This is a genomic window from Acinetobacter sp. YH12094 (assembly GCF_013419295.1).
Taxonomy (GTDB): domain Bacteria; phylum Pseudomonadota; class Gammaproteobacteria; order Pseudomonadales; family Moraxellaceae; genus Acinetobacter; species Acinetobacter amyesii.
The window spans coordinates 1-1,168 of the sequence record NZ_VPAK01000084.1; the positions used below are offsets into that span (position 1 = coordinate 1).

General features: G+C 59.8%; 1 protein-coding gene and 1 pseudogene. Both read left to right on the plus strand.

The window, feature by feature from the left end; all coding sequences use genetic code 11:
- The first annotated feature begins 18 nt into the window (after window positions 1-18).
- Window positions 19-834: a sulfonamide-resistant dihydropteroate synthase Sul2 gene (gene sul2 / locus FTU34_RS17720; RefSeq protein WP_001043260.1), complete on the plus strand. Its 816-nt coding sequence runs from the start codon at window positions 19-21 to the stop codon at window positions 832-834.
- An 86-nt stretch (window positions 835-920) separates the two neighbouring features.
- Window positions 921-1,168 (plus strand): annotated as a pseudogene (glmM, locus tag FTU34_RS17725) (phosphoglucosamine mutase); the annotation flags it as partial.

A 1,168-nucleotide genomic window follows, 5' to 3' on the forward strand; every position in this document is an offset into this window, starting at 1 on the left:
ATTATTATAGAAGCCCCCATGAATAAATCGCTCATCATTTTCGGCATCGTCAACATAACCTCGGACAGTTTCTCCGATGGAGGCCGGTATCTGGCGCCAGACGCAGCCATTGCGCAGGCGCGTAAGCTGATGGCCGAGGGGGCAGATGTGATCGACCTCGGTCCGGCATCCAGCAATCCCGACGCCGCGCCTGTTTCGTCCGACACAGAAATCGCGCGTATCGCGCCGGTGCTGGACGCGCTCAAGGCAGATGGCATTCCCGTCTCGCTCGACAGTTATCAACCCGCGACGCAAGCCTATGCCTTGTCGCGTGGTGTGGCCTATCTCAATGATATTCGCGGTTTTCCAGACGCTGCGTTCTATCCGCAATTGGCGAAATCATCTGCCAAACTCGTCGTTATGCATTCGGTGCAAGACGGGCAGGCAGATCGGCGCGAGGCACCCGCTGGCGACATCATGGATCACATTGCGGCGTTCTTTGACGCGCGCATCGCGGCGCTGACGGGTGCCGGTATCAAACGCAACCGCCTTGTCCTTGATCCCGGCATGGGGTTTTTTCTGGGGGCTGCTCCCGAAACCTCGCTCTCGGTGCTGGCGCGGTTCGATGAATTGCGGCTGCGCTTCGATTTGCCGGTGCTTCTGTCTGTTTCGCGCAAATCCTTTCTGCGCGCGCTCACAGGCCGTGGTCCGGGGGATGTCGGGGCCGCGACACTCGCTGCAGAGCTTGCCGCCGCCGCAGGTGGAGCTGACTTCATCCGCACACACGAGCCGCGCCCCTTGCGCGACGGGCTGGCGGTATTGGCGGCGCTGAAAGAAACCGCAAGAATTCGTTAACTGCACATTCGGGATATTTCTCTATATTCGCGGTTCAGCAGGCATGTCCCCTTTGAGGGCGACCCGACGACAGGATAATCGACCTTATGGTGCGCAAATATTTCGGCACAGACGGTATTCGTGGCAAAGCCAACGAAGGCGCGATGACGGCGGAAACCGCCTTGCGCGTCGGCATGGCGGCTGGCCGTGTCTTTCGTCGCGGTGACCACCGCCATCGTGTCGTGATCGGCAAGGATACGCGCCTGTCGGGCTATATGCTTGAACCCGCGCTCACAGCCGGTTTCACCTCGATGGGCATGGACGTATTCCTTTTTGGCCCGCTGCCGACAACGTA

Coding starts and splice junctions, on each gene's coding strand:
- sul2 (WP_001043260.1), top strand. CDS start 19: ATGAATAAATCGCTCATCATTTTCGGCATCGTCAACATAACCTCGGAC.